Below are 20,826 nucleotides of genomic sequence, written 5' to 3'. Positions count from 1 at the left end.
TTTTCTCCGTACTTGAGAAAGTTTTTTACTTACATCCTACATTGTTAACTATAATCCATTTCCTAAACTTTTTCATTAATTTTCAATTTTGTTATAAAACAGTTGTTGACTTTTATTTTTTGTACTAATACAATGATAGTAAGAAATGGAAATGGAGGGATTGACATGATCGATCAACCAATGGAGTTTTTCAGAAATTTACCGACGAAAACTTGTGCGCACTGTGGGAAAGAAATTGATGAGCAACACGAAGCATACCATAACAAATGTGACGATTGCGTTCACGAAGAATAGTAGTTTGTGAACATAAAAAAACCTAGCAGACATAGTCTACTAGGCTAATAACATCTTATCCTTCATCGTTGAACCTTTCACCAAGAGCTCCAGTTCAAACTCATACAATTCTTTTTTTCGATAATTTTTCGTATGGATTTTATCCATCATCAGGTCGACAACTTTTCGGGCCATTTCATCAATTGGCTGTTCAATTGTCGTAATACCTGGTTCTGTAATCTGCGATAATATTTGATTATCAAAACCGATAACAGCGAGATCCTCTGGAATGCTCCAGTTATGGTGCTTCGCCTCTGAGATAATTCCAGCTGCTACCTCATCGCCTCCTGCCAAAATCGCGGTAGGATTTTTTTTGTCCTTTAATACTTCATGGAATATTCGTTTTCCATCTTCCCAAGAGAAAGCGTTTTCAAGAAAGTCAATCGCTTCTACTTGGCGGCTCTTCTCAGTTATTGCACGTAAAAAGCCCATTTTTCGCTGCTGGCTAACTAATTTGGTTTCGTTACCACGGCAAAAAATAAGATTACGATATCCTTGATCTAACACATGCTTCGCAGCTATGTATGCTCCTTGCGCATGATCAAACTTCACTGTTGGAATATTTGCTTCCTCAATATATTCATTACACAACACGATTGGACCGTGCTGTAAGTATGGCTCTACATCTTCCCACGGATTTTCTAGTGAACATAGAATAATCCCATCTACTTGTTTCGTAGATAATAATTGTAAATACTCCATCTCTTTTTCCGGTAAATATCTTGTTTGACAAATAATCAGTTTATATTTATGTTCAGAAGCAGCAATCTCGATTGCTTCAATAAATCTACTGAAGAAAGGATTTGTAATCCTTGGAACTAGCACCGCAATTGTTTCCGTTTTTTGTTTACGAAGCCTTCTCGCCGCAGAATTAGGAACGAAGCCTAAATGCTTCATTGCTAATTGAACCCTTTTTTTCTTCTCATCTGAAACATATGGATGATTATTAATCACCCTAGAAACCGTTGTCCTTGATAACCCCGCTAATTTCGCCACGTCCTCTATAGTCGACACGAAATTCTCCCCCTTTGCATGAAAACGTTTTCTTAAATTGATTATATAGTATATTATTGGAAACTGCAATATCGGTTGTTATGATTTTACTATATTAATATTATACATAGGGAAAAGTCTGTTAATGCAGGGGCAATATACTGCTTTTAGAAATTTACGTTATGTACATTCCTTTTCTTAATACCATATATTCTTTATTCAATATAAAAGCCCATCAATACATCATCTCCATATGATCCATCTTCATATTTAATTTGCTTTCGTTGTCTTCCTTCTTCTACAAAACCCATACGTTTGTACACTTTAATTGCCCGATCATTAACAGAAACTACACCTAAGCAAATTTTCTCTAAACCTTTCTGCCCTTTAGTCCAACTAATAAGAAATTCAATTAATTTCGTACCGATGCCTTGATTACAATACGCCTCTTTAATCCCCATTCCCATTGTGCCTGCGTGTTGTAACCGTTCTAGTTCATATCGGTTGAAAAGTAAAAAGCCTACCACCTTATAATCTACTTCATACACAATATAAAGATTACCTCTCTCATTACTTTTCCGTATCTTTTCTCTTTCTGCATCAATATCATTCGGTAATTTCTTTGGAGATACTATGAAAAACTTTGTAGTATTTTCCGATAATATAATTTCTTTTCTAATGTTCATTATTGCTTCTGCATCAGCCTCTTTTGCTAATCGTATCATTGAATCACCTCGTACTTTTTCTTTTAAAAAATAATATTAAAACTATAAAACGTCCAATATGCAATATTGCATATTGAGAATCTTTTTACTCTTGATACAATATTCATACATCAAAATAAAAGGAATGTATGCAATGAATCCAATATTAACAGCTGCAAAACAACTATTACATAAAGAAGAAAAGATTTTATCTACTTTAAAATGTTCACTTACTGGCTATATGATTACGCATAAAGTCCCATATCCTGGCATGTTACTTGCTACTAATAAAAGACTTCTCTTTTTTAGCCAATATAAAAACACATTCATTGCCGAATTTGATTATGAAAAAATTCTATCCATAGAAACGAAGAGAAGAATCTTTGACAAAAAAATAATATTTTACTATGAAGATGAATATATAACGCTTGGATACATTACAAGTTCGAATGTTGAAGCGTTCATAGACTTGCTACAAAGAAACAGCAAGACTAGCACAGGCTTATAATCAGCGGGGATCCCCTCGCTGATTCATTATTTTAACTCCTCCCACTTCGTCCAAACTTCTCTCCCGTTTATACGGTATATATTATCCTCTCTATCCATAAACCTATGTACAATAAATTCACGTCTAATTGTACAAAAATCATCATGATATTGTTTTATAAATGTATTAATTTCTTTTTCTGTATATTGATTTCCAGCATCTAACTTGCTAACTAAATGCTCTAACAATACTAGTTTTTTCTTCTTTTGACCTGGAATCGATTTTAAACGATCCTCTTTATCGAAAAAGTTACGAATGGTCGTATCGCGGAATTTCATTTCGCTCTCGGTCACTTTTTATCCTCCATCGGTTTTTATACAATAAAATTTATCGTTTATCTTTACTATCCTTCTTCATTCTTTCACTTACAACATCCATAAAGTAATATCCACTAATTAGCACATAGTAAAATAAAAGTATCCCTAGTATATCTTTCATACTCGTATATTCTTTTTTCTGAAACAAGATAAGTGAAAGAGAGAAAGAGAGAAAACGAGAAAGAAGATTAATGGATATAAGATAAAATAGTAAGTAGGATTGCCTCTCATCATATCAACTCCTCTACCCTATGTTTCTCTGTAAATTGTTGTAATTCCTTTTCTTTCGTTTCTATAGCTTTTAGAAAGATTTATAGATGAACTAAGGAAAAAATGCCCTCTATTAAAATAAAAAAGCACCAAAAAGGTGCTTTTTTTACGCTTCAACCGATTGATTTTCAGCAACATTTTTAAATTGTCGTTTGTGCATCAAAGTTAAGGAGGCGATTGTTCCAAGTGATAATACAACGATAAAGATCATGAGCATTCCTATGTTTTGCCACATGAAGTTAAAGTCTCCACTCGATACGACTGCTTTCAATCCTGATACAGAGTATGTCATCGGTAACCAAGCATTGAATGGTTGTAAAAACTTCGGAATCAACTCTAGTGGGAATGTTCCAGCACTTGTTGTAAGCTGCATAATTAATGTAATGATGGCGATAAAACGACCTGCATCACCAAAAGCTGTTACTAAACATTGAATTAATGCGATAAACGCTAAACTTGTAATGATACTAAAGAGTATGAAGTATGGAATGCTTTGTACTTCTACACCCAATCCGAACAGTATTATAACATCTGCTACTATCGCTTGAATAATACCGACTGATAGTAACACGCCGAACTTACTAATAAACCAACTAAATCCTGATTTCGGAACGCCAACTGTATCGCGTAATGGGTATACGATAGATAATAATAATGCCCCAACAAATAAACCGAGTGATAAGAAATACGGCGTAAATCCAGTTCCGTAGTTAGGAACTTCCGCTATTTTTTCCGTCTTCACTTTTACAGGACTTGCAAACATATCATACGTTTTATCCGTTCCTTTTACTTCACCAGTTTTCTCTGCTCCTTCGCCAAGTTTCTCTGCAAGTTCACCTGAGCCGTCATTTACTTTTACGAGACCATCTGTTACTTTTCCTGAGCCATCTGCTAGTTTATTTACGCCGTCGATTAGCTGGGTTGAGCCATTTGATAATGTATCTAAGCCTGTTGTTACTTGACCGGAGCCATCTGCTAATTGATTTACTCCACCTGCCATTTGATTTGCTCCTACAGATAATGTACCTAAACCGCCTGTTACTTGGTTTGATCCATCTGCTAATTGATTTACTCCACCTGCCATTTGGTTTGCTCCTGCAGATAATTGACCTAGGCCGCCTGTTACTTGGCTTGATCCATCTGCTAATTGATTTACACCACCTGCCATTTGATTTGCTCCTGCAGATAATGTGTCTAAGCCTGTTGTTACTTGACCAGAGCCATCTGCTAATTGATTTATCGCATCTATTAATTGACCAGACTCGTTTTTAAATTTATTTGCGCCTTCTTTAGCAGTATTTAACTTCGCACCAAACCCTTGGAATTTTTCAACAAATCCTTTTTGTGCACTGGATAATTGCTCAATACCAGCAGTTAAGGATTGTAATTCCGCTGCATTCGGCAGTTTGCTTTGTCCATCACCTGTTTTTTGATTTATTTCGCTTTTTAATTGTTTTACTTCTTCATTTAATTTATTTGTTCCACCTGCTACTCCGGCAGCTTTTTGCTGAACTGTCGCTGTACTTTTTACAGCACTTGTTATGAATGGTTGTAACTGCTCTTGATATTCTTTCGGTAAACTTTCAATTTGCTTTTGTAAATTCGCTACCTCTTGTGCTGCATTTTTGGCATCTCCTGCTGTTGATTGTGTAAGTTCATTTAACTGATTTACATTCGCCCCAGCTCCATCTATTTTCTCATTTACTGTATTCAATATAGAAGGGCCTTTCGACTGTATTTCCTCTAAACCTGCAGCAGAACTTTTCACTTTACTATTTAAATCTTGCAATCCCTTTTGAATTTCTCGAGACCCTTTTTCTAATTGACTTTGCCCTTCAACAAGTTTTCCCATACCATTTGATAGATCAGTTGTTCCTGTTTTTAATTCACCGGATTTACTTACTAATTTGTTCAAACCACCGGTCACTTTCTCAGATCCATCATGCAATTCACCAATTCCTTTTTGCATTTCACCCGTTTTGCTATTTAACGTATTTAAACCGTCTGTTACTTTTCCTGATCCATCTACTAATTTTCCGATACCTGCTTGCATCTCACTTGTTTTACTATTTAACGTATTTAAACCGTTCGTTACTTTTCCTGACCCATCTACTAATTTCCCAATACCTATTTGCATTTCACCTGTTTTGCTATTTAACGTATTTAAACCTGCTGTTACTTTCCCAGATCCATCAAATAGTTTCCCTACACCTGTCTGTATCTCCCCAGATTTCCCTTGAAGTGTATGAAGGCCATCCGTCACTTTACTTGAACCATCATGTAATTCACTTGATCCGTCATGTAGTTTATTTGCCCCTTCCGCTCCATCTGCTAATCCTTTTGAGACGTCTTTAATAGAATCAAACATTTTCTCTGCATATGTTTTCGTTAACGTGCTTGATACTTCAGTTTTAATCTTTTCAATGGCTGTTCCTCCAATTTGTGAAGATAAGAAGTTTAAGCTTTCGTTTGGAATGTACTCTAAGTTTAATGGCTTTGGATTATCTTTTAGTAACGTTGTAGCGTTACTTGAGAAGTCATCTGGAATGCGCACTAACATGTAATACTTTCTACCTTCCATTCCTTTCTTTGCTTCTTTTTCACTTACGAACTCCCATTTAAAACTTTTATTATCTTTTAAATTATCAACGAGCCCTTTTCCGACCTCAATTGGTTTCCCATCAAATACTGCACCTTTATCTAAATTGACTACTGCAACTGGTAAGTCATCTAACTGTTTATACGGATCCCAAAAGGCCCACAAAAACATCCCTGCATATAAAATCGGTACGAATAAGACCGCAATAATTGGAATTAATATTTTTTTACTTTTTATAATTTCCGTGAACTCTTTCCGAAGTAACTGATTCCCTTTCATAATTTCTCCCCCTTTTATAAAATGACCAAAATGTTCATATAGTCATTTTTACCCAAACAAAAAGGCTATACTTGTTCATACATATGCCTTATCCCCGAATTTATTACTATGCAACTTTTTCTCATTATGATTATAATTTTTCTATATCCCCCCCTTAACTTAAATATATGACCACATTGTTCATTCGGTCATTTTTTTATAAAATTAAAAGGATTATCTTAGTTTGACAATCCTTTTAGTAAATAAAGTTCAAATAACTCTGCAATTTTTTCTTTTTCTAGCGGTTCATGATTTTTTTCCCAATCAAAAATAAGCGATACATATAGACGAAGCATAATAAATGCTGTAATTTCTGGATCACATTTGCTAATTTCACCTTTTTCAATCGCAATCTTTAAATACGATTGAATAACAGAAACGATTTCCACATCAACTTGTTGCATAACTTCTTGTACTTCTTTCGTTCCCATATCGCGCTCTTCTTGAATTAATTTAATCATGAGCTGATGTTCTTTTCTAAATTCCAAGATGCTATATAATGCTCTATGTACATTTTCAAAAAATGAAACATCTGAACGAATTGCACTTTCTGCAACTTGCTTCATTTCTGTAATTAAATTAGAAATAATTTCACCAAATAGCTCTTCTTTATTTTTGAAAAAAGTATAAATCGTTCCTTTTCCTACATTCGCTAACTTCGCTACTTGATCCATCGTTGTTGCTTTATAACCGAACGCTGAAAAAGACTTTGTTGCAGCTTCAATAATAGAACGTTTTCGATCTATTGCCACATCATCACCTCCAAAAATGACCGATTGGATAATATAGTCAATCAGTACATCTTTGATATTACCACACGCTTACATTCTATACAAGTTCTCTTTTTATTATTTCCAGTATAAAAGATTTCAGTCAAGTTATATCATACTGTCCATAGTGTATCAAAAAGTATACTTGTATGGAAAGCTAGAATATATTCATAATAATTGCTGGCTAGATCCCACTAGAAATTTAATAAAATAGACAGTGTTCTTAAAACTAAAAGTTTAAGAACACTGCCTTTTATTTTGACATAGAAAGTAATATTTTCTCCATTTCTTTCTTAGTTAGCTCATCATCGATTATCTCTTCGTATATCTTTGTATCTCTTGTAAAAATATCATTCACTATGACAATTTGATACTCACTATTCTTACCTTGTGCTGGTACAAACATTTTAAGGCCTCTTAACTTCCCCTCTCCATGAGAAGATTTATTATATACCATTCCTTTCCCATCTAAACTATAACTTTCTAGATTCTCTACTCCAGGCATCATATAGTGTAGCGGATCCTTACCACCATTAACATTACCATCCATATACATCCTTGACTGGTAAATTGTAAAACCATATTTTCCTTTTGTATATTCTGATTTAATAACTAATTCTACATCTCTTCCAAAATATGAGTCAGCCCATTCTCTCTTTAATTCATAACCTTCAGGTATATAAGTCGGCTGCTTAATTTGATACGGTACATGTTCTTTCGCTTCTTCTATAGTATATGTTAAAGACTTCTCCAGCTTATCTCCAAGCGGTTTTAATGTCTTCTCAATAGTAGCTAGTCTTTCTTGATCAGCTTTCTTCAAGCGTTCAGGTTTATATTCCTTTGTATCTCCATCATAATTCTCAGGCACATTTTTCTTAACCATTGCTTTTTTATGAATTTCTTGCGCTTCCTTAAATAATCGAACATACTGCTCAAATTCTTCTTTTGTAAAATTCTTTTCTGCCAAATACAAAAAATCTGTATTCTTTTTATATGACGTTATTGACATCCCCCATTCTCTACTTGCATTCTCCGGTGTACCTAATACTGTTTCTATCGCTTTTTCAAATGCCGCTTTAGATTGCTTTTTTTCTACAACTTTTTCTTTCTGTCTTTCATCTCCCTCAGTTATCCTTGCATTTAATAAAAATCCGCCCGCTATAGCTGCTATAGCAATCACTCCGAGTAAAGAAAGACGATACGATTTCTTTTGGAATTTTTTAATCATAACGATTCTCCTTTTTAGTGTTCGTTTATTTCTACTTAAATTTGCTAGGCTTGGTACTTGATAGGAATAATGTTCTAGAAGGGCAATAATTGTATGTCCGTATGCAATTTGCTCCTCTTTATCTATGAAAGTAAGCGCATATGCATCACATGCCAATTCTTGATCTTCTCGCATACAAAAATAGGCGTACCAAAGAATCGGATTGAACCAATTTAATAGGATTAAACTGTACATAATCCAATTTACAGCTACATCTTTTCTCTTAATATGAGCTAACTCATGGTAAAAGACATATTGTAATTGTTGCTCATTTAATACTTTCATATGTTTTTTTGATAGTAATACTTTCGGACGAAAGAAACTAAACACAGTTGGGCTCGCAATCTTTCCTGCTAGACGTAATGAAACTGCCTTCTTCATTTTCATAGACTGCTTACAGCGATCAAACACTGTAATGACCTGTTCATCCGTAATATCCGGTTGTTTCTTTATGTACGAATATAACCGTCTATTTGTAAGAAACGTGATGGCCGCTAATACAATTACCCCAGCTAGCCACACATACAAAGCAAGTTTGTATAAAGAAAATGTAGTCTGTTTTTCCGAACTGACTTCTACTTCCGGTTCGCTAGTTTTTGTCACCATTTTAGGATTTGATTCCAATTCCACTTTACGGTCGCTTTCTATGTTCACTATACTCTCAGTAGCCGGCATATTTTTTGGAATAACTTCCGATACACTAGAACTATAGGAAAGTAATGAGTAAATGCTATAAGAGCTATCTGGCGACCATGGTAAAAGGAGTCTTATCATTAATACGATCCACAACATATATTGCCACCGGGGTGTTAATTTATTTCTAAATAGAACTTTTATACATAAAATAAATCCAACTAATATGCTGGCCATAAGTGACGTTTCTATAAGCCAATCAAAAAAATGAGGAAGGTATACATTTATAAGCGTGTTTATCATTTTTATCGATCCTTCCTCTTATTCTCCTCTGTCTTCTCATCTAAAATGCGTTTCAGTTCATTAATATCTTCTGAAGACAATTTTTCCTCTTTTAAAAAATTAACAAGTAACGGTTTAAACGCTGCACCGCAAAAACGCTTTAGTAAAGATTTCGTTTCCACTTGCAAATAATTATCTTGTGATACTAACGGATAATAAGCGTACATACGCCCTTTATCTTGATGGTAAGAAACGGCTTCCTTTTGTACTAATCGATTAATTAATGTGCGGATTGTTTTCGGTTTCCAGTCCATTGCATCTTCCAGTTCTTCTATAATTTCATTCGCTGTTTGTGGAGAACTCGACCAAAGTACTTTCATAATTTCTAATTCCGCTTCAGATATTTTAGGTAATTGATTTGTCATCGTATGTTTCACTCCTGAGTATTACATTTGTAATCTATAATTAAGATTACAAATGTAATACTCAATTGTCAACCATATTTTAGAAAAATCCCTTTCAGCTAAACCTTACTTCACAACAACAAAATTCCTCTTTTTCAAATAATCAAATAAAAAAACAAGAAAATCTTTACAATTAATAGTAATATAGAAAATAGACAAGTTTATCAAAATAGTGGAGGCTTTTTCAGTCATGATGCGTGCGCTTCGTTTAAATATAAAGCAAGCTTTTTGTAATCGTGTTTCTTTAATTATTATGTTTAGTGGACTAGCTCTTATTTTTATTTACCATTATTATTATGTAATTCGTTACATTGGGGATGGAACGGATGCCTTTGTAACAACAGCTGTTAAATGGATTGGATTTCGCGACAATGAAATGGATGTTTATTTATTATTAATGCCCGTTATTGCTAGTTTCCCCTTTAGTACAAGTTACAATTCGGATAAATCAGATGGTTTTAAACCGTTTGTAAGTAAAGGGATTTCTTTGTTCCCTTATTCAGTAACGAAATATATCGTTACATTCTTTTGTGGCGGATTTCTTTATACATTTCCATTCATCTTATCGTTATTATTTTGCAAATTAACCATTCCAGACGGAGAACCGACTGCTGGTTCAGGCATTATAAATGATAATGGGATGTTTGCAAACTTATATTACGAATCTCCCCTCACTTACATTGCTGTATATATCGGAATTAATTTTTTATTTGCAGGTTTAATGGCCCTTTTAGGACTTGCAGCATCTGCGTGGTCACAAAAGGACTATATGGCGATTCTTTTCCCATTTGCAGTTGCCTCCATTCCATACGTCCTGCTAAATACGATATTCCCTACAATAGGCGGAGCGCCTTTTCATTTATATGACCCAAAACAACCGTTGCATGGCATGTCTCCGTATATTTTAACGATGCAATGCACTTTCTTCCTCCTCGTTAGCTTAATCATGTATATACAAGGAGTAAAACGTGATAGAAAAAAATATAGAAGAAGGTTGCAAAAAAGAGAGCGGTGTAGAAAGGCGTTTCAAGTAATTTCAGACTAAATCATTGAACGAATAAGAGCTTAATTCCCTAAGTTAACATAGAGAATTACGCTCTTATTATCATTACATATAATCATCCTCCCCTTTACGGTGTACCTGCCAATCCCCATAAGATAACGAACACCGCAAAATAAATTGCTTTAATACCTACCACTGAACATAATAAAATAATTGCATATTTACTTAATTCTCTTCTTGCACCTATTAAAGTGAAAATAACCGCCAAACTAAATGTTATATAAGAAGCTGTTATATTAATTAAGTTATACGTAATATCTAGATTGCTTGTAAGTCCTGTTACATCAGCTACAAACTGAAGCATGACGATCGTACTAAAAAAAATTGCAAGCTGATTCATTAACTTTCCATTTATTTGTAACTGCATTGATGTCCCCCTTTAAAAAACTAAATATTCAATCAATTTTATCATTAGATTACAAAAAAAGGAATCATCTCTTTATACTATTCTATAACAATGCAAAAAAAGAACGCTTAGTCACCTAAGCGTTCCTTTCTTTAAGAAGCTTTCTTCAAATCAATTTGAGCAAGTACTGGGTCATGGTCGCTTACACGTCCATGCTCTTTCATTATGTTTGAGTTTAAGTGCACTGGATCTACAATTGTGTGCGCTGCGATATTGTTTGTTACTAAAATATGATCTAACACTTGTGCATTTCCTTCGTGAATGTACGTGTAACGATTCTCTTTTGGCACTGTGTTTAACATATCTTTTAAGATTGTTCCCTCTAGTGCTTTTAGTGGTTTAGAGAACTCGAAATCGTTCATATCACCTAACACGACAACTGGTGCATTCGTATTCTTTTTCTGAATTCCTTGCACGAAATGATTTACTTCTTGTGCTAACTGAATTCGTTTGTCTTCACTTTTCAATACGAGCGGCTGCACTTTTCCAAATGGCGTTGCATCTCCTAGTTTTGAGTTTAAGTGATTTGCAACGACAACAATGTTTTGTCCTTGGAACGTAAATTCTGCCGCTAACGGTTTACGGGTACTTTCAAATAATGGATTTTCGTCTCCAATACGAACAACATTTTTATCAAGTAACTTTGGTACCGTCGCTAATTTCACGCGTGATGGATTATAGAAGAAGCCGACGCGAATATTCGCTCCTGGTGCTCCTCCGTCTTGATTATTGTTTGGAGCGATTTCTACATACTCATACTTCGGTCCACGAATTTCTAGGACTGCATCAATGATACGTTTTGCGCTTAATGACGCATCTGTTGTACCGTCATTAATTGATCCATTATTATCTTGCATTTCCTCTACACCGATAATATCTGGCATTTTTAAGTTGTATTTAATAGAATACGCTAACGCTTTTACCTTTTCATCTGTTGTTTCTTTTTTATTCGCTGAGAAGTTTTCAATGTTATATGTAGCAACCGTTAACTTATCAAGACGTGGCTGAATATTTGCGCCTACTTGCTTAAATCCACCATCCACTACAGCTGGCAGTTCTGTTATTGGCGAAATACGGAAAGAACCGTAATCATATCCTACTACCCCTGTTATATCTCCAGTGAAAGTATCTCCTACTTTTGCTACATAATCGCGAGGTACTTTTACAGAAAGACGCTCTGGGTTTAATTGATTTTCATCTAATAGAGGTGTCCCATATTGTGTTACTATTTTATCTCCACCATTTTTTACTGTTACATATAAATTCCCGTTTTTCTGAGGTGTAATAATTTTTGGTGTTGGCATCGTAACACGCATACCTTCTATACTTTCATAGAAGTCGATTGCATCTTCATTTGGATCAAATAAACCAAATGCATCATTATCAATAATCTGGTCCGGGATTTTCACACCGTTTTCTCCAAGTACAATCGGTGCTGGTAAAGTTTGATTTTTTGCGATTACAGCAACGCGACTCGCCTTAATTTCTGTCGTCGTTAAGTCTGTTTCAAATCGCTCTGCATATCCTGGTCCAACATATTCTTCTACTACTCCATCAACTTGAATAAGATCCCCTACTACTACATTCGCATCTTTTTTATATACGTAAATACCTTCTGAAGTAGCTGGATCATTATCCGGCTGATTATCTTCTATATAAAAGCCGTTTTTATCAAGCGCTGTGACAACGCCTTCCACATTGTTTACTTTCTTCCCGTTGTAAGGAGACATATGTGATTTTCCTTGAATGTCATGAATACGAACCTGTTCATTATTTACGATAATAAATGAAAATGTCGAAATTGCTGAAGAAGTAAGTCCTTCTTTTTCTGCGATTGCTTTCACTACACTATTTTCATTCACTATAATTTGTCCATTATAACGAACGCTTTTATTAGTAGGATTAGAGCCATCTAACGTATAGTAGATTGTTGCGCCTTCTGTATTCGTCGTTAATGTTACCGCTGTTCCTTTAGCAACTTCTCCGCCGTTCGGTGAAGCTACTACATCGCTAACACGGTTTTGTCCTTCACCTTGAAACTTATAAGCTGTTACTGATTTTAGACCTGGGTTACTAAAATATAATTCAAGATTCCCAATCAAACTAACTTTCTTCCCGATATTTTCAGGGTGATCTTTTACATTCACTGCCGTTCTCACATCACCTTTTGGCAACTGAACGGGCATGATTTTGTCTGGATTCGTTTCGTTTGGTGAATCTGCAATTGCTACGTTTGTATCATCAAACTTAGCTGGATCCTTCGTATATTTAGAAGAACTTTGCGTATATCCAACAATATATCCTTCCACAATCCCCTTCGTTTTCCCTTGCTGCTTAAATACTTGAATTGCTTTTTCTACTGACATAGAAGCAGTTTCTTCTGCTTGCGCTAAAGTTCCAGTAAATGAAAGCAATAGCAAGAATGATAAAAAGACGCTTAACAATTTCTTCACAGTCATTTTCCTCTCCCTATTTCATATTTTCTCAGCATTTCTATCATACCAAATGATTCGTTATATAGAACTATATTTCGACAAATTTTACAAAAGATTTATTTAATTTACAAGCTTTCAAACTATAATACAAAATAATAATTTTACACCTTCTACAAATGCACTCTATAATGTTAGAGAGAGAAAACAGAAAATATCGATATTTGATTGGCATGTAAAATGGATTCATTTGAATAGGAGTGATTGGATGGAAGTGCAAACAGAAACATACCGCGCAGCTATGAATGGAACATTAGAACGTCATTTTTCAGATATGATTGCTGTTATACCAACTAGAATTACAGTTGAGCAGTTAAAACACCGACTAGAAATTATCGCTACTAAAGTTGATGAGTTAAAAATTGTTTATGGTGATGAGACAAGCCTTATTGTTGAATTACATACGGGTGAAACAGTCATACCGTATGAACTGCATATTGATGAGGCGAACGACCCAGAAGAATATAAAATGTACAATAGACAAGATTCTACAATTGTAGATCGTAATTTTGAAGATGTGGCTTTCGGCACTGAAATTTTCACTCGTACGCTATTTGTAGGCGATGTACTGGACTGCTTTTTCCAGCAGTTACAGTTTTTATGGAATCTCGCCCCAGATTTGTTATTTGTAATCGATTCAAGTGCAGCAATGAAAGTGATATCTAGAAGCTATATTGAATATCACGTTGAAAATGAATTATTACCTGACATTCCTGACTTGTACGTTATTCATTCTGTTTATGAAGACGATAAAGATGATGAGCCTACGCAATATTGGTTTCATACACATGGTCTTTTAAGAGCAGGCGTAACTGAAATAGAGTTAATTATTCCAAATCGCATTTCTTCCTACTACGGCATTGGCGATCTCTTTCAAACATTTGCTAATAATGCCGTTGAGAATGGACAAGTCCCTATGAATGAGCCTATCGTTATCGCGCATAGTCAGCAAGGTTCTATACATACAGTCGCTGTTCCGTGGGAAAAAGGATTATCTTATATAGGGCATAAAACGAGTATGGACCAATTATCTTCAATCGAGGATGAAGAAGTGAAAATACAACCAATAGATGCACAAAATACATTCTTAGGCGGAATGGATGCCCGAGATGAATACCATCAATCTCCATCCGTTCTCTTATTCAAATTTAATACTTCAGAAGAATATATTGAAAGTTTTTTCAAAGAACACGAGGAAGCTACAGGGCTCATGTTCTATAAAACAAATAGTGAAACGGCTCGTATGGCTTACAATGCGAAAAATACTTTCGGGTATTTCAGCAACATTTTTCATATTGAACAATCAAATGAAGATTTTCGTTTCCTTGCTAAGTTTGGTGTCTCCTACGAAGAAGGAAAAAGTGAACATATGTGGTTTGAAATGCAAAACATTACGGAAGATTTCATTCAAGGAATACTCATTAATGAACCATATTTTATAAAAGATATGAGTGAAGGAAATAGTTATCATTTAGATTTTGATAACTTAACAGAGTGGGTTATTTATGCAGGAGATGCCGTTATAAAGCCAAATAACTTATATATGTTTATTGGCGAATAAATATTTTATATAATAAACGAAACGCCTTCAATATGATTGAAGGCGTTTCTTATAGTTTATTGTGCGATTAATTCAGCATCTATTACTTTCTCCAAATGAGATAATACACGCTTTGCAGCTTCCTCACCTTGATTAATACAATCTGGAAGTCCAGCACCAGCATAGGAGCTACCTGCCAAATATATACCAGGTAACTCTTTCTCCATAAATGTTGTGAGCTTTTTCATTCGCTCGTTATGACCTACTGTATATTGGGGCATCGCTTCTTTCCAGCGACTTACGATTGTAAACTCTGGATCCTCTGTAATATCCATCGTCTTTCTTAAATCTTCTAGTACAAGCTGAACGAGTTCTTCTTCAGTTTGTTCTACAACCGCTTCATCACCAGCACGTCCAACGTAACAGCGAAGGAGTGTTTTTCCTTCTGGCGTTGTATGTGGCCATTTTTTATGCGTCCACGTACATGCTGTAATGGTGTAATCGCTATTTCGTGATACGACAAATCCTGTACCATTAATATCGCGCTGGATTGCAGATTTTGGGAAAGCAAGTGCGACATTCGCAACGGATGTGGATGGAATATTACGGAAGAAACGAAACTGCTTGTACTGAGCAAACATGGACGGCAATACTTTATGCGAAGTTGCCACTACGATGGCGTCCGCTTCTATTTCTTTTCCGTTACTAAGAGTAATCGTATAACCATCACCCTGTTTTGCAATTTTTTCAATGCGAGTTCCCTTTATTATCGTACCTTCATGCATCTTTGCTTCGAGAGATTTTACGATAGATTCTAAACCTGTTTTCACTGTTTGGAACATTCCCTTTTTCGGTTCAGCTTTCTCTTCTTTCGGAGCGAGCGTACGCATACCGAGTGAAATACTGCGATGTTTCTGCTCAATTTGATACATTTGCGGGAATGTTGACATTAAGCTCATTTCATCAATATCCCCTGCATAAATACCCGATAGTAACGGTTCTATTAAGTTTTCAACCACTTCATTTCCAAGACGATGTCTGAAAAATTGTCCGAGTGATTGGTCAGATACTGGCTTTGACCTCAGCATTAATAGATCAAAGCCAGCTCTTAGTTTACCAATTGGGGAGAACAGCCCGGAAAATAGAAACGGCGTAATTTGCGTTGGAATTCCCATCATTGATCCATTCGGCATTTTATGTAACCGATTGTTTACAAGGATAAATGATTGACCGGCTTGATTATTTACAAGTTCATCGCCGAGACCTAATTCTTTCACTAATCTAGCTGCACTTTCTTTTCGTGCTAAGAAAGAATCCGGTCCGCGCTCAATTGTAAATCCATCTTTTCGAACGGTTTGAATTTTTCCACCTAGTTTACCCGATGCTTCTATAAGTAATGTATCAATCGGCAAGTTTTTTTCATGAATATTTTTTTGTAAGTTATACATTGCTGTTAATCCAGTGATGCCTCCGCCGACGATCACAACTTTTTTCCTCAAGCAGGCTCCCCCTTTCTTCTTACAGTACAGATTCTTTTTTCTTTAATACAACATCTGTTAAACAATCAATAAATGCGTCCGATGCATTTGGCATTTCTGGACGATAATATTTCGCACCAATTTCATCCGTTACAACTTTACACTCAAAGTCGTTGTCATATAAAACTTCTAAATGTTCCGCAACAAATCCAACTGGTGCATATACGAATGAAGTATAACCGTGCTTTTCATTTAGTTCTCTCGTTAAATCTTGTACATCTGGACCAATCCAAGGATCTGGTGTGTTTCCTGCACTTTGCCAGCCTACTGCATAGTTTGCTACTTCAGCTCCGCGCGCGATATAATCCGCTGTTTCATTTAATTGATCTGGATATGGATCGCCCATTGCAATAATTTTCTCTGGTAAGCTATGTGCAGATACGATTAATACTGCTTTTTCACGCTCTGCATCTGACATACCGTTATATATAACTTTCACTGCATCAACCCAGTACTGGATGAATTTCGGCTCTTTATACCAGCTATCAATGCCGTGAATTGTTAAGTTTCCAAGTTTCTCAGCTTCTTCTTGTGCTCGTCCAACGTATGATTTCACGCTAAACGTAGAATAGTGAGGTGCAAGAACAAGTGCGATTGCATCTTGTATTCCGTCGTTATGCATATCTTTCACCGCATCTTCAATAAACGGTTCAATATGTTTTAAGCCAAGATACATATGGTACTCTACTTCATCTTGTACTTCATTTAAACGCTTCTCTAACTTCTTAGCTTGCTCTAATGTAATAGTAGCTAAAGGAGAAATACCACCAATTGCACGGTAACGCTCTGTTAAATCTTCCAGCATTTCAGGACTTGGCTTTCTTCCTCTGCGAATATGTGTATAGTAACGTTCAATATCTTCTTCTTTATATGGCGTTCCGTATGCCATTACAAGCAAACCAATTTTCTTTTTCATACAGCAATTCTCCTTTACTTCGCTAACTGCCCTTTAGAGTATTCATGAATAAATGTAGTTAAACGTTTTAATGTATCCGGATTTACTTCTGGGAATACACCGTGACCTAAGTTAAAGATATAACCCGGCTGTTTCATCCCTTGATCTAAAATACCTTTTACATGTTCTTCAATAACAGACCATGGTGCAAGTAAGAATGAAGGGTCCATATTACCTTGTACCGCCTTATGAACGCCACGTGCACGTGCTTCTTCAATCGGTAAGCGCCAGTCTAAGCCGACTACATCAAGCGGTAAGTCGTGCCACTCATTCACTAAGTGTGCAGCTCCTACGCCGTGCATAATCATCGGTACACCCATCTTACGAACTTCTGCAAAAATACGCTCCATTGCTGGTTTAATAAATACGCGATAATCTGCTACATTTACTGTTCCAACCCAAGAATCGAAAATTTGAACTGCTTTTGCTCCTGCGTTAATTTGCGCTTTTAAATATGTAATAACCATATCTGCTAGTTTATCCATTAAAGCGAACCAAGCTTTTGGCTCTGCATACATGAACGCTTTCGTATTATGGTAGTTACGAGATGGACCGCCTTCAATCATATAGCTCGCTAATGTAAATGGAGCTCCTGAAAAACCGATTAACGGTACGTCTAACATTTCTGTCGTTAATAAACGAATTGTATCTAGTATGTATGGTACGTCATCTTCTGGATTGATTTCCCCTAGTTTTTCTACGTCTTGTAAAGAACGGATTGGATTATCGATAACTGGGCCAATACCTGATTTAATTTCTACGTCCACACCAATTGCAGGTAGTGGTGACATAATATCTTTATAAAGAATTGCTGCGTCTACGTTATATTGAACAACCGGCAATTTTGTAACGTAAGCACATAACTCTGGATTATGTGTAATTTCAAATAAAGAATACTTTTCTTTAATCTTTCTATATTCCGGCTGTGAACGACCTGCTTGACGCATATACCATGCTGGTACATAATCGGTACGTTCCCCCCTACATGCTTTTAAAAATGTCTCATTTATAGTTCTTACCAAGACCGTTGCTCCCTTCCTTACCAATGCTTCGAATACGCTCGATATTTATCTTTTTTTACTATACAGCTTGTAAAAACAAAATGCATAATATTATGTACGTTGTTCATTAAATTGACACAAACATTCTTAAAAACGCTTACTATTTTCACAACATTCTTATTATAACACAGAGAAAAACTATGGTTTAGCTACTTTTGACTTTTCTCCTTCGCGATTCGTTTGTGTATTATATGGTACAACGTAAAAGCTCGGTTTTGAAAATATGTTAACGAACTTTTCCTCATATTCTCCAGCACCGTTTACAGTGCTAACATGCGTATGAATTCCATTCTCCACTCTATAGATTCGGTACATAATTCTGTTATCTGGAAGTGGCGTCCAGCTTAATTTTGCTTTAAATAAACCGAAAGGACTAAATGATAGTTTCATTTTTACATCTTCAATTCTTCGCAGCCGAATCGGAGCACCGATTGTTTCCACACCTTCAGGCTTCATAAACTTCTCTTTATGTTCTACATTAGCCTTCGTTAAAATTTTCTTAAATAATTTTGTCGCAGATGCACTTTCTCCTTGCAACTGATGCTCCTTATCCGTGCGGTCATAACCAATCCAAACAGCGCCTACTAAGTTCGGTGTATAGCCGACGAACCACATATCTCTTGCTCCCTTATCGTCATTTGGCAATGAAGTTGTACCTGTTTTCCCAGCTAACGCACCGTTATATACACCAACTCTCGCTGTTCCTTCCTTCACAACCCCTTCTAACATTTTCGTCATATACCATGCTGTCTGCTTCGAGAAGATTTTCGTCTCTACTTTTGGAGATTCCCCAATGACTGCACCGTGTCTATTTAATACTTTATCAATAACGTGTGGCTCGATAATATTTCCATTTGCTAAAAATGAACGATACATTTTTACAAGATCAAATGTTGAAACGCCATTTTTCAATCCGCCAAGCGCTGTACTTAAACCAGCATCTGCAATATGGACATTTCCTTTTTCTAAATACTGCTTTCCTTCTTCTACCCCTAACTCATTTAATAAAGAAACTGCTGGTACGTTTGCCGACTCTAAAATCGCATCATACATCGTCATTTCTTTTGAATACTCATGATTATAATTTCGAGGTTCATACCCTTCAAAAGAATTTCTTTCATTTGTTAATAAAGAATACGGATTATACTTTTTCGTTTCTAGTGCTGGTGCATAAACGATAAGTGGTTTTAAAACAGATCCGGGCTGCCTTTTGGCAAAAACACGATTAAATCCTCTCGGGACGTACTTTCTTCCCCCAATCGCCGCTTTAATCCCTCCCGTGCGATTATCCATTAATAAAAACGCACCTTGCGCCCCTTCTTCTTTCCCAGGAAAATTCCTTGCATCTTGAAACTGGTTATATGCTACCTTTTGAATTTTTTCATCCATAGGTACGACAAACGTATATCCTCCGCGAAGTACTTCTTGATGAGACAATCCGTATAAACGGGCGGCTTCATCTATGACCATATCAATATACGGCATATATGCAAGCTCATTCTCATCTAAATTTTTATATAGAGCAATTGTCTTCCCTTGATAACGAACGCTTTCTTCTGCAGTCAAATAGCCTTGTTTATGCATAAGTGACAACACTAGATCGCGGCGTTCCTTACTCTTCTCTGCAGAGTAGTACGGTGAATATCCGTTTGGTGACTTCGGAAGGCCTGCAAGCATTGCCCCTTCCTCTACTGTTAAATCCTCAACATTTTTATTAAAATACAACTTTGCTGCCGCTTGAATACCGTAAGCCCCATGACCAAAATAAATATGATTCATATACATTTCAAGAATTTGTTGCTTCGTATATTTTTGCTCTAATTGAAGAGAAATTGCGACTTCCTTCAATTTGCGCGTAAATGTTTTTTCACGAGTTAAAAAGACATTTTTAGCGAGTTGCTGCGTAATGGTACTACCGCCCTCTACCTTTTCTCCAGCTAACGTATCTTTATAAAGAGCCCGGAATATAGACGGATAATCAATTCCTTGATGCTCATAAAAACGGGAATCTTCCACCGCAACAAACGCTTGCTGCACATACTTCGGAATTTGCTCGACTGGTACGAGTTCCCTATTTTCTACGTATAATTTCGTAATTTCTTTTCCTTTCTGGTCAACAATACGTGATGAAGAGTGGAAAACGAGCTGCTTTTCATCCATCATATAGCCACCAGCTAACACGATAAGTTTATAGAGTACAATTGCTACTACAAACGTTGCGACGCCGCCTAATAAAGTCCACTTTACTTTCTTCATACATCGTCCTTCTTTCCA

The 20,826-nt window shown here is 35.9% G+C and carries 17 protein-coding genes and 1 pseudogene; 4 read left to right on the top strand and 14 right to left on the bottom strand.

The window, feature by feature from the left end; genetic code table 11:
• The first annotated feature begins 165 nt into the window (after nt 1–165).
• The gene (gene yhfH, locus MHH27_RS05960; protein WP_000567010.1) at nt 166–294 is read left to right on the top strand and encodes a protein YhfH; all 129 of its coding nucleotides are present in this window, start codon (nt 166–168) and stop codon (nt 292–294) included.
• Nucleotides 295–333: 39 nt separating this feature from the next.
• Here the strand turns inward: yhfH and MHH27_RS05955 are convergent, their stop codons facing one another.
• The gene (locus MHH27_RS05955) at nt 334–1,347 is read right to left on the bottom strand and encodes a LacI family DNA-binding transcriptional regulator (RefSeq protein WP_000103711.1); all 1,014 of its coding nucleotides are present in this window, start codon (nt 1,345–1,347) and stop codon (nt 334–336) included.
• A gap of 194 nt (nt 1,348–1,541) precedes the next feature.
• Nucleotides 1,542–2,051, bottom strand: a complete 510-nt coding sequence (locus tag MHH27_RS05950; RefSeq protein ID WP_065228438.1) for a GNAT family N-acetyltransferase — start codon at nt 2,049–2,051, stop codon at nt 1,542–1,544.
• A 133-nt stretch (nt 2,052–2,184) separates the two neighbouring features.
• Between MHH27_RS05950 and MHH27_RS05945 the strand changes: the two genes are divergently transcribed.
• Entirely contained in the window at nt 2,185–2,538 is a 354-nt protein-coding gene (locus MHH27_RS05945) for a PH domain-containing protein (protein ID WP_001068217.1), read from the top strand.
• Nucleotides 2,539–2,564: 26 nt separating this feature from the next.
• Here MHH27_RS05945 and MHH27_RS05940 read toward each other — a convergent pair whose 3' ends face one another.
• From MHH27_RS05940 to MHH27_RS05915, 6 genes and pseudogenes are all read right to left on the bottom strand, one after another.
• On the bottom strand, nt 2,565–2,870 hold the full coding sequence (locus tag MHH27_RS05940; RefSeq protein WP_340941919.1) for a DUF2087 domain-containing protein: 306 nt from the start codon (nt 2,868–2,870) through the stop codon (nt 2,565–2,567).
• A 34-nt stretch (nt 2,871–2,904) separates the two neighbouring features.
• Nucleotides 2,905–3,128: pseudogene (locus tag MHH27_RS05935) on the bottom strand (hypothetical protein).
• Nucleotides 3,129–3,270: 142 nt separating this feature from the next.
• Complete coding sequence (locus MHH27_RS05930) at nt 3,271–6,042, bottom strand: YhgE/Pip domain-containing protein (RefSeq protein WP_098835839.1); 2,772 nt, start codon at nt 6,040–6,042, stop codon at nt 3,271–3,273.
• 218 nt (nt 6,043–6,260) lie between these two features.
• A complete protein-coding gene (locus tag MHH27_RS05925; RefSeq protein WP_000963381.1) occupies nt 6,261–6,833 on the bottom strand; it encodes a TetR/AcrR family transcriptional regulator in 573 nt (190 codons plus the stop codon).
• Between the two features lie 271 nt (nt 6,834–7,104).
• A complete protein-coding gene (locus MHH27_RS05920) occupies nt 7,105–9,054 on the bottom strand; it encodes a M56 family metallopeptidase (RefSeq protein ID WP_340941918.1) in 1,950 nt (649 codons plus the stop codon).
• A gap of 2 nt (nt 9,055–9,056) precedes the next feature.
• Nucleotides 9,057–9,458, bottom strand: a complete 402-nt coding sequence (locus MHH27_RS05915; protein WP_000184509.1) for a BlaI/MecI/CopY family transcriptional regulator — start codon at nt 9,456–9,458, stop codon at nt 9,057–9,059.
• A gap of 229 nt (nt 9,459–9,687) precedes the next feature.
• Between MHH27_RS05915 and MHH27_RS05910 the strand changes: the two genes are divergently transcribed.
• Entirely contained in the window at nt 9,688–10,542 is an 855-nt protein-coding gene (locus tag MHH27_RS05910) for a hypothetical protein (protein ID WP_000984164.1), read from the top strand.
• A gap of 85 nt (nt 10,543–10,627) precedes the next feature.
• Here the strand turns inward: MHH27_RS05910 and MHH27_RS05905 are convergent, their stop codons facing one another.
• Together MHH27_RS05905 and MHH27_RS05900 are read right to left on the bottom strand one after the other, a co-directional pair.
• Entirely contained in the window at nt 10,628–10,927 is a 300-nt protein-coding gene (locus MHH27_RS05905; RefSeq protein WP_065482496.1) for a hypothetical protein, read from the bottom strand.
• Between the two features lie 131 nt (nt 10,928–11,058).
• A complete protein-coding gene (locus MHH27_RS05900; RefSeq protein ID WP_340941916.1) occupies nt 11,059–13,425 on the bottom strand; it encodes a DUF6359 domain-containing protein in 2,367 nt (788 codons plus the stop codon).
• Between the two features lie 241 nt (nt 13,426–13,666).
• On the opposite strand from MHH27_RS05900, the gene MHH27_RS05895 reads away from it, so the two are divergent.
• Nucleotides 13,667–15,019, top strand: coding sequence for a DUF4026 domain-containing protein (locus tag MHH27_RS05895; protein ID WP_098251308.1), 1,353 nt, complete (start codon nt 13,667–13,669; stop codon nt 15,017–15,019).
• Nucleotides 15,020–15,075: 56 nt separating this feature from the next.
• Here the strand turns inward: MHH27_RS05895 and hemY are convergent, their stop codons facing one another.
• From hemY to MHH27_RS05875, 4 genes are all read right to left on the bottom strand, one after another.
• Nucleotides 15,076–16,497 carry a protoporphyrinogen oxidase gene (hemY, locus tag MHH27_RS05890; protein WP_340941913.1) on the bottom strand — a complete coding sequence of 474 codons (1,422 nt, stop codon included), beginning with the start codon at nt 16,495–16,497 and terminating at the stop codon, nt 15,076–15,078.
• A gap of 19 nt (nt 16,498–16,516) precedes the next feature.
• Nucleotides 16,517–17,452: a ferrochelatase gene (gene hemH, locus MHH27_RS05885; protein ID WP_071714114.1), complete on the bottom strand. Its 936-nt coding sequence runs from the start codon at nt 17,450–17,452 to the stop codon at nt 16,517–16,519.
• A gap of 14 nt (nt 17,453–17,466) precedes the next feature.
• Nucleotides 17,467–18,513: a uroporphyrinogen decarboxylase gene (gene hemE / locus MHH27_RS05880; protein WP_340941912.1), complete on the bottom strand. Its 1,047-nt coding sequence runs from the start codon at nt 18,511–18,513 to the stop codon at nt 17,467–17,469.
• 177 nt (nt 18,514–18,690) lie between these two features.
• On the bottom strand, nt 18,691–20,808 hold the full coding sequence (locus MHH27_RS05875; protein ID WP_053565068.1) for a transglycosylase domain-containing protein: 2,118 nt from the start codon (nt 20,806–20,808) through the stop codon (nt 18,691–18,693).
• Nucleotides 20,809–20,826: the final 18 nt, after the last annotated feature.

The organism is Bacillus sp. FSL L8-0152, assembly GCF_038006365.1.
Taxonomy (GTDB): Bacteria; Bacillota; Bacilli; order Bacillales; family Bacillaceae_G; genus Bacillus_A; species Bacillus_A cereus.
The sequence above is the reverse complement of the archived record's forward strand: the minus strand, read 5'-3'. Positions and strand labels throughout refer to the sequence as shown.